Source organism: Tahibacter caeni, assembly GCF_024609805.1.
In the GTDB taxonomy this organism is placed as follows: Bacteria; Pseudomonadota; Gammaproteobacteria; order Xanthomonadales; family Rhodanobacteraceae; genus Tahibacter; species Tahibacter caeni.
Genome location: NZ_JANFVR010000214.1, coordinates 1 through 8,224, shown reverse-complemented (window position 1 = coordinate 8,224; position 8,224 = coordinate 1). Strand labels below are relative to the sequence as shown.

The window sequence follows — 8,224 nt, the reverse complement described above, 5'->3', positions numbered from 1 at the left end:
GCCGGCGCGGCGCGATCGCCGGCGGCGGTTTCCTGGCAGCCGCTCAGGGCCAGGGCGACGGCGACGGCCAGGCTGCGGCGCAGCCAGGAAGAAGTACGGATGGACATGGCGGGACTCCGGTAGCGCGGGATCGACGCGGCGCCGCGGCGACGGCAGTCGCCGCCGCGCGGTGCCGCGGTCGCCAGGCAGTACGCAGTCGCGCGCGGTTTTCTCCGCGGCGGCCGCAAATCCGCGCTAGGGCGCCAGCCCGAGCGCCGTGCGGCGCCGCCGCGTGAGTCCGGCCGCGGCCTGCGCATGCGACCAGCGCACGAGCTCGCGCAGGTAGGCCGGCGGAAACGCCGCGACGTCGACGACGGTGACCCAGCGATGCCGCGCCATGTAGCGCGCCGGCTTCACGCCGGGCATGTCCGTCAGCTCGAGGAAGCGCTCGGGCGTCGTGCGGAAGCTGAAGCGCCAGCGCTCGGGCTCGCTGGTCTTGAACCACGCGAAATTCTTCCCGCCGACCGAGTAGACGAGGATGTTGTACGGCGCTTCGAGCAGACGCTCCTGCGTCGCCGGCAGGCGGCGGCAGAACGCTTTGAGCGCGGCGACGTTCATGGCGGCGGAGACTCGCGCAGCGAAGACGAAACGCGATGCTAGATCAGCACGCACGCGGCTGCGCGACGCGTCGCGGCATGAATGCCGCACCGGCCCGCGCATCGCGCGACGGCGGCCGGCAACCGTGGTCGACGCGCAACGAACGACAGGCCGCCGTTGCGCCGGATCGCATTGGGGGAAATCGCGCTGCCCGCGCGTCATTCCGGACGACGCGGGCGTCGCCCGCGGCAGCGCGCAGGAATTGCAACAACGGCGTGCCGCGCGACCGATGCGCTCTCTCAGCCGGAAGTTAACGAAACTACGAATTACATCGTATTCAATCGCCCACAGAACGACAAAAGGAAAGAACATGCATCTGCGGCTTCGCTCCCTGAGCCTCTGCCTGCTCGCCGCCGGCGCCGTCGCGCCGGCCCAGGCCGTCTACGTCAATCCGAACGGCACGGGTCAGGCGCTGATCTATCCGTACTACACGGTCAACGCGGGCCAGCAGACCGTGCTCTCGCTGACCAACACCACCGACCGTGTGAAGGTAGTGCAGGTCAACTTCCGCGAGGCCTACAACGGCCGGCTCGTGCTGCGCTTCGACGTCGTGCTCGGCGCGCACGACGCCTGGAACGCGACCGTCGCCGAATCGCCGGGCGGCACCGCCGGCATTCCGGTGCTGGCGCTGCGCGACGACAGCTGCACGGTTCCGCAGCTCGCGTACTGGACCAATCCCGGCGGCGGCGGCGGTCCGTGGCAGGAGCTGCTGCCCTACGACTACACCGGCAACAACGCCGACGGCGGCCCGACCGCCTATGCGCGCCTGCGCGAAGGCTATTTCGAGCTCGTCGAGCGCGCCGAGCTCGTCGGCGATCTCGCGGCTGCCGCGAACCAGCGCAACTGCATCCGCTTCGAGGATCCGAACGCGATTCCGTCCAACGGCGGCGTGCGCGCCCCGGGCGGCGGACTGCGCGGCAGCTTCGCGATCGTCAACGTCGCCGAAGGGACCATCCTCGGCGGCAACGCGACGGCGCTCGACGGCTTCAGCACGACGCCGCTGTACCGCAGCGGCCAGGAACCGCTGCTGTTCGACACCTTCGCCTCGCCCAACGCCGGCAGCAACGACGTCAGCGCGCAGGTTCCGGTCAACGGCCGGATGCTCAACCTGCTGTTCCCGGCCAACCGCAAGGTCGATGCGATCTCCGCCGTGCTGATGACCGACCGGCTGCTCGGCGACGTCACGCGCGAACCCAACGTCGGCAGCAACAGCGAATGGGTGGTCGCCGCGCCGACCAAGCGCTTCCACACCGACGCGGCCCGCCAGCTGACCCAGCTCGCACCGTTCACGAGCTACTTCAACACGCAGCACGCGCAGGCCTCGTGCGCCGGCTTCGCCGCCGCACTGCACGACCGCGACGGCCGCGCGATCGCGCTGAACTACGATCCGGCCGGCAGTCCGCCGGCGAACCAGCCGCCGCCGGCCGCGCTGTGCCATGCGGTCGACGTGCTGAGCTTCGCGCCGACCGCCGCGGCCACGCCGGTGCTCGGCTCCACGTTCGGCAAGACGCTCGGCGCGCCGAGCCCGGCCGCCGAAGCCGGCTCGCTCGAACTGACCCTCGGCCTGACCGGCCAGGTCCGCAGCTATCTGCCGGCCGGCACGACGGGTCCGGGCCTGGTCGGCCTGCCGGTGGTCGGCTTCGAGGCTGTCAAATACGTCAACGCCAACGCGGCACCGGGCATGCTCGCCAACTACACGCTCGCGCGCCCGCTCGGCGCGACGGCGGGCTGCGCGAATGCGGCCGGCGCGGCCGCCGCCTGTCCGTAAGCGTCGTGAGTGCGGCAGGGTCCGGCCATACGCCGGCCCTGCCGACGTCGCCCGGCCAGGGACGGCCACCTAACCGGCGGCGGCGCCCGCCGCCATGTACGCCCGTGGCGCGGGCCGGCGTTTGCGATGACGGAACCTGACGTTCCGTCACCGGAGCCTGCGATGAAACCGCGCCGTCTGCCTGCCCTGCTGTGCCTCGTGCCGCTGCTGCATGCCTGCGGCGGCACGCCCGAGTCCTTCGCTGAACGCGTGCAGCAGGCGTTCGAGAGCGGCGACATGGATCGCGTGCTCGCCTTCGCCGCGATCGACGACGCGCCGGCGGACCTGCGCTTCTTCCTGCTCGACCAGGTGCGCGAGTGCGGCGAAGCCGCGACGACCTGCACGGCCGAAGCCACGCCGCTCGACGAGAAGTTCAGGCAGAGCCTCGGCGAGCTCGCCGCGAAAGGCCTGGAAACCCCGCAGATGCCCGAGGGCCTGATCGTGCTGACGGCCAAGGAGGCCGACGGCGCAGGCAGCGGCAAACTCAAGATGCCGTATGCCCGGGTCGGCGGCCAGTACCGCCTGATCAGCCAGCGCTACACGGCCGCGAAGCTCGCCGAGCTGCGCGCGACGACGAACCAGCAGTTGCTCGACCAGATGCTCGCCGCCGGCATCTACGACATGGCCGCCGGCGAGCGCCGCACCGACTGGAAGGACACGGCGACGGCGCTGCCGGCCGACGGCGGCGAGCCGGGCCAGGCGCTGGTCAGGACCAGCACCGCGCTGTACGCGGCCGCGCAGGCCGGCGATCCCGACGCGGCGGTCGCTTCCGGCAACGATTTCGCGAAGCTGATGCTGTCGGCCACGGACTTCGGCGGAAAGCCGGTCGCGCTCGATGCGCGCAAGGCCAAGCTGCGCACGCAGGCGCTGCGCTTCCTGCACGACGTCAAGGTCGGCGGCGGCTGGCAGCGCGGCGACGAGGCCGTGCTGCTCGTCGATGCGAAGAACGGCGCCGGCTGGATCGAGCGCGGCGCGCTGTTCCTGAGCAGGCGCGACGACGGCTGGGGCGTCGCCGGCAAGCAGACCGTCACCTATCCGCAATGAGCCGGCGGCGCGCCGAGCCGGAAGCGCGGGCCGCGATAGGAAATGCCGCGGCCTTGCGCTGGCATGCCTTTGGGTCGGCAATGTCTACTTGTCATTGCCGGCGCGTATTCCACTACCTCCCAAAGGTGAGCCATGAGCAGCCAGCCCCGCCGCCCGAACATCCTCGTCATCCTCGTCGACCAGCTGCGCTTTCCGCGTTTCGCCTACGGTCCCGACGGCGGCTTCGCGCCGGCGCTGAAGAACATCGTCGGCTTCCAGGGCGACGACGCCGACATCGCGCCTTACCGCGACTACTTCCCGGGGCTCTGCGCGCTGCGGCGCGATTCGGTCGTGCTGCGCCGGCACACGATCGCCTCGTCGGCCTGCATTCCGAGCCGCGCCGCGCTGATGACCGGCCAGTACGGCACGCGCACCGGCGTGACCCAGACCGACGGCCTGTTCAAGAACGGCGACGCCGCGAGCTTCCCGTGGCTGGCGGCCGACGGCATACCGACCCTGGGCCATTGGTTCCGCGGCGCCGGCTACCGCACCCATTACTTCGGCAAGTGGCACGTCAGCAACCCGCCCGACCACAGCCTGCAGGACTACGGCTTCGACGACTGGGAGCTGTCCTGGCCCGAGCCGCACGGTTCGAGCATCAACAACCTCGGCGCCTATCGCGACATCGGCTTCGCCGACCTGGTCTGCGGCTTCCTGCGCGGACAGGCCCTGGGCCTGGACTACAACCGCAAGCTCGCCCAGCAGCTGCAGAGCGTGCCGCTCGCGCCGTCGCCGCAGGCCGAGCAGCGGCCCTGGCTCGCGGTCGCCTCGTTCGCGAACCCGCACGACATCGCGACCTATCCGGCGCTGCCGCGCGGCCTGGATCCGAACGCGCCGAAGCTCGGCCCGCTGACCGTGCCCGCGGCCGGCACGCGCTCGAACCCGCCGCTGGCCGGCAGCCTGCAGTTCGACCTGAATCCGCGCGGATTCCCGCAGGACAACGCGAACGTGGCGCCGACCACGACCGAGGATCTGCGCCGCAACAAGCCGCAGTGCCAGTACGACTACGCCTACAAGATGGGCCTTGCGCTGGCCAGCAAGACCGGTCTCAGCGCGCAGCAGCAGGCCGGCCTCGATGCGGTCGGCGCGGCGCTGCTCAGCGGCATCCCGTTCCAGCTGACCGCCGACCCGACCGACGCCGCGCAGAAATTCCTGCAGTACTACGCCTGGCTGCAGCACCTCGTCGACGGCCACATCCATCGCGTGCTGACGACGCTCGACGAGAGCGGCCTGCGCGACGACACCATCGTCGTGTTCCTGGCCGACCACGGCGAATACGGCGCGGCGCATTCATACCTCATGGAGAAATGGCACGCGGCCTACCAGGAAGCGCTGCACGTGCCCGTGGTCGTGCAGTCGTCGCGCTACAACACCGGCGACAGTCCGCGCCAGATCGACGCATTGACGAGCCACATCGACATCGTGCCGACCTTGCTCGGCCTGGCCGGCGTCGGCGAACGCGAGGTCGAGCGCATCGCCGACGACCTGCGCCGGACGCGGCCGGTGCCGCCGCTGGTCGGCGCCAATCTCGCGCCGTTGATCCGCGGCCACAGCGACGTCGTCGTCGGCGCCGACGGCCAGCCGCGCGAAGGCGTGCTGTTCGCAACCGACGACGAGATCACCAAGCCGCTGGCCGACGCGCACGATCCGCACCAGCTGCACTCGGAACACGAGTTCGCGGTGTATCTGCAGCTCGTCGAGGCCGTGCGCAACGGCGACAGCCGCATCCCGCACAGCGGACCGGTCGCCGATCTCGCGCCGGGCCCGGTGCGCCAGCCCAATCACGTGCGCTGCGTGCGCTCGGGCGAATGGAAGCTCGCGCGCTATTTCGATCCGTCGGGCGAGCACGCCGACCAGTGGGAGCTCTACGACCTCGCCGACGACGGCTGCGAGACGACCAACCTGCTCGTGACCGATGCGGCGTTCCCGACGCCGATCGCCGATCCGCCGGCGCCGCACACGCCGGCCGGGATCCGCGAGACGGCCGAGCGCCTGCATGCGCTGCTGCAGCGCTACGAGGCGCAGATGCTGAGCTGGCCGGCCTCGTGAAGCCGCGGCGCGCGCGGGTTGCGGCGACGTGAAAGGCGAACCGCAACCTACGCGGCCGGCGCCGCGCCGTCGCGGAACCAGCGTTCGGTTTCCGCGTCGGCAGGCACGAGGAATTCGACGCGCAGGCGCTCGACGCGCGTGTCGAGCGGCGCGTGCAGTCCGGCGATGACGACGAACAGCGCGAGGCGCACCTCGTCGAAGCGATAGCGCAGCAGCACCACGGGCGCCGCGGCTGCGCCCCCGTCGCGGCGCAACAGCTCGCGCACTTCGGGATTCGCGGCGAGCTGCGCGACCAGCGCGTCGAGCTCGGGCCGGCGCAGCTGCACGTGCTCGGCCAGGTAGCGGCGCAGCAGGCAGGCGGCGGCTTCGCTCCAGTTCTCCAGCCGCTCGCGGCGCGCGCCGGGCCGCAGCATCAGCTCGAACACGTTGTCGCGCGGCACCTCGTCCAACGCCGCGCCGCGCACGGCCGACCACAGCCGCGCGGCGCCGCGGTTGCCCTGCTCTATCCAGGCGCCGTCGCGCAGCAGCAGCGCCGGAAACGGCTCGTGCGACTGCAGGAACGCGCGCATCGCGCGCTCGACCAGTTCGAGCTCGGCCTGCGACTGCACGCCGGCGTCGTAGGACGGCGCGAAGCCCGCGGCGAGCAGCAGCTGGTTCTGCCGTGCGACGTCCAGGCCCAACGCCGCGCTCAGCGCGAGCACGACGCCGCGGCCGGGCCGCGCGCGGCCGCTTTCGAGAAAGCTCAGGTGGCGCTGCGAAATGCCGGCGACGAGCGCGGTCTGCAGCTGCGAGCGGCCGGCGCGGCGCCGCTGCGCGCGCAGCACGGAGGGAAAGGACTCGGCGACCGGCAGCGGATCGGCGTTCATGCGGCATCCGGCAGTTCGACGCTCCATGCTAGCGCGCCGCCGCCGCGGGTCCGGCAGCGCCGCGCGCGACTGCGCGCCGTTGCAACATCGGCCGCGCGGCGGACGCGGCCGACGCCGGGCGCAACGGTTATTGCATTTTCCATTTCTTGCGCCATCGCCGGCAGCATGCCGCGTCGCGCCGCGCCGATTACCTGCGCGGTAATTGGCGCGCACGCCGCGCCGCGTTGTGCTCGCCCGGCGGCCGATCCGCGCCGCCTATGGAGATCACCATGAACACCCTGAGCGCCATCAGCTTCCTCGCCGCCGTGCTGACCGCCCCTGCGGCCGCCGCCGCGCCGCACTGCCACGCGATCCGCGGCGTCATCGTCGACGCGCCGTTCACCGAGGGCTGCGCGAGTCCGAACCGCTTCTGCGCCGCCGGCACCGTCGACGGCAACCGCAACTTCCACGGCAGCACCGAGTTCGTCATGGACGGCGCCGTGCGCGGCCCGGCCAGCGCGCCGGGCACGATCGCGACGTCGGGCCTGCTGACCTACACCCTGCGCGACGGCACCCTGCTCGTGCGCGAGAGCGGCCTGTCCGGCCTGCAGCAGGACGGCGAAACGCGCTTCACCGCGTTCCAGCAGGTGCAGTCGGGCAGCGGCCGCTATGCCGGCGCGACCGGCCATTTCTACGTGCTGGGCCAGGCCTTCGCCGACCATTTCGAAGCGGAGATCCAGGGCGAAGTCTGCACGCCCTGAGCCCACGGCGAAGCCGCGGCGGCGTGCGTTGCGCGCGTCGTCGCGGCAACCGCCGCGCAGTCGCCGGCCGCCGATTCGCGGCCCGCAGCTCTACCGTAGCAGGCCTGCGCGGATGCGCCCGGCTATCACGGAAATCGCGTGCAGCACGAAAAAAATCCGCTTCCGCCGACACGATCACGAACCCGCTTTTCTGAATGCAATTTTTTTTTATGACGCGTTGGATATTGATATACAACGCAGATTCCGGCAGCGCCCAGCACGGACGTCCCATCCCGCTCGCCGCGGAAACGCGGTCACCTGGAGTCCGCTCATGAGTCTCAACTGGCCAACATTCTGTCGCCGTCCACGCTCGACAAGCTGCGCATCGAAAGCGCCGTGAACCAGGCCTTGCGCGACCGGCTGCTGAAGGATCCGGCCGGCGTGCTCGCCGAACACGGCATCGCCGTGCCGGCCGGCATCAAGGTCAACACGGTCGCCGACACCGCCGACACGCATACGCTGACTCTGCCGCCGTTCGTCGGCACCGACCTGTCGAACAAATCGCTGGATTCGGCCACCGCCGCCGCGTCGACCTGGGAATGCACGACCTGCACGGCGATCTGCGCCGGCTCGCTGGCCTCGCTGACCTGCGTCGGCAACACGTAAGCATCGCAACACCGTCCTCTTCGCTCGCGTGACCGCTGCCGCGGGTTCCTGCCGGAGCCCCGCCGGACGGCTGCGCGCGGAAGAAGCCGCCGGCGGCGCGCCGACGATCCCGCCGCCGCGTCGCGCCGCCGCCGCCGATGCGGCGAACGCGCCGCCTTTTTTTCAGCGCCGCCCGTCATCGTCGGCACACCGGCCGTATAGCTCGTGCAAACACCCCCACCACGGAGACGCCCATGCACCTGCTCTGCCGCCGTATCGCCGCCGCCCTGCTGTTCGCCGCCGGCCTGCCGGCCGTGTCCGCCGCCGATCCCACCGCGCCGCAACGCGCGGCCCGGACGGCGGCCGCCGACTATCGCCAGGCCCAGCGCGACCGCCTGGCCGCCGCCGAGGATCGCGAC

Annotated in this window: 7 protein-coding genes; 5 read left to right on the top strand and 2 right to left on the bottom strand. The window is 71.4% G+C overall.

Features of this window, described 5'->3' with window-relative positions; translation table 11 throughout:
* Nucleotides 1-234 precede the first annotated feature (234 nt).
* Nucleotides 235-597 (bottom strand): MmcQ/YjbR family DNA-binding protein, encoded by a 363-nt coding sequence (locus NON22_RS16415; RefSeq protein WP_257388025.1) that lies wholly within the window; start codon nucleotides 595-597, stop codon nucleotides 235-237.
* A gap of 349 nt (nucleotides 598-946) precedes the next feature.
* Here NON22_RS16415 and NON22_RS16410 point away from each other — a divergent pair, with 349 nt between their 5' ends.
* The 3 genes from NON22_RS16410 to NON22_RS16400 all read left to right on the top strand — a co-directional run bounded on the left by NON22_RS16410 (nucleotide 947) and on the right by NON22_RS16400 (nucleotide 5,575).
* On the top strand, nucleotides 947-2,404 hold the full coding sequence (locus NON22_RS16410; protein WP_257388024.1) for a hypothetical protein: 1,458 nt from the start codon (nucleotides 947-949) through the stop codon (nucleotides 2,402-2,404).
* Nucleotides 2,405-2,566: 162 nt separating this feature from the next.
* Entirely contained in the window at nucleotides 2,567-3,487 is a 921-nt protein-coding gene (locus NON22_RS16405; RefSeq protein ID WP_257388023.1) for a hypothetical protein, read from the top strand.
* Between the two features lie 132 nt (nucleotides 3,488-3,619).
* Nucleotides 3,620-5,575: a sulfatase-like hydrolase/transferase gene (locus tag NON22_RS16400; RefSeq protein ID WP_257388022.1), complete on the top strand. Its 1,956-nt coding sequence runs from the start codon at nucleotides 3,620-3,622 to the stop codon at nucleotides 5,573-5,575.
* A 47-nt stretch (nucleotides 5,576-5,622) separates the two neighbouring features.
* Here the strand turns inward: NON22_RS16400 and NON22_RS16395 are convergent, their stop codons facing one another.
* Nucleotides 5,623-6,441 carry a helix-turn-helix domain-containing protein gene (locus tag NON22_RS16395; protein WP_257388021.1) on the bottom strand — a complete coding sequence of 273 codons (819 nt, stop codon included), beginning with the start codon at nucleotides 6,439-6,441 and terminating at the stop codon, nucleotides 5,623-5,625.
* Between the two features lie 269 nt (nucleotides 6,442-6,710).
* Here NON22_RS16395 and NON22_RS16390 point away from each other — a divergent pair, with 269 nt between their 5' ends.
* Together NON22_RS16390 and NON22_RS16385 are read left to right on the top strand one after the other, a co-directional pair.
* Nucleotides 6,711-7,181 carry a hypothetical protein gene (locus tag NON22_RS16390; protein ID WP_257388020.1) on the top strand — a complete coding sequence of 157 codons (471 nt, stop codon included), beginning with the start codon at nucleotides 6,711-6,713 and terminating at the stop codon, nucleotides 7,179-7,181.
* Between the two features lie 375 nt (nucleotides 7,182-7,556).
* On the top strand, nucleotides 7,557-7,826 hold the full coding sequence (locus NON22_RS16385; RefSeq protein WP_257388019.1) for a hypothetical protein: 270 nt from the start codon (nucleotides 7,557-7,559) through the stop codon (nucleotides 7,824-7,826).
* Nucleotides 7,827-8,224: the final 398 nt, after the last annotated feature.

Excerpts from the sequence above, each read along its gene's own strand:
- NON22_RS16415 (WP_257388025.1), bottom strand. The coding sequence starts at position 597 with ATGAACGTCGCCGCGCTCAAAGCGTTCTGCCGCCGCCTGCCGGCGACG.
- NON22_RS16410 (WP_257388024.1), top strand. The coding sequence starts at position 947 with ATGCATCTGCGGCTTCGCTCCCTGAGCCTCTGCCTGCTCGCCGCCGGC.
- NON22_RS16405 (WP_257388023.1), top strand. The coding sequence starts at position 2,567 with ATGAAACCGCGCCGTCTGCCTGCCCTGCTGTGCCTCGTGCCGCTGCTG.
- NON22_RS16400 (WP_257388022.1), top strand. The coding sequence starts at position 3,620 with ATGAGCAGCCAGCCCCGCCGCCCGAACATCCTCGTCATCCTCGTCGAC.
- NON22_RS16395 (WP_257388021.1), bottom strand. The coding sequence starts at position 6,441 with ATGAACGCCGATCCGCTGCCGGTCGCCGAGTCCTTTCCCTCCGTGCTG.
- NON22_RS16390 (WP_257388020.1), top strand. The coding sequence starts at position 6,711 with ATGAACACCCTGAGCGCCATCAGCTTCCTCGCCGCCGTGCTGACCGCC.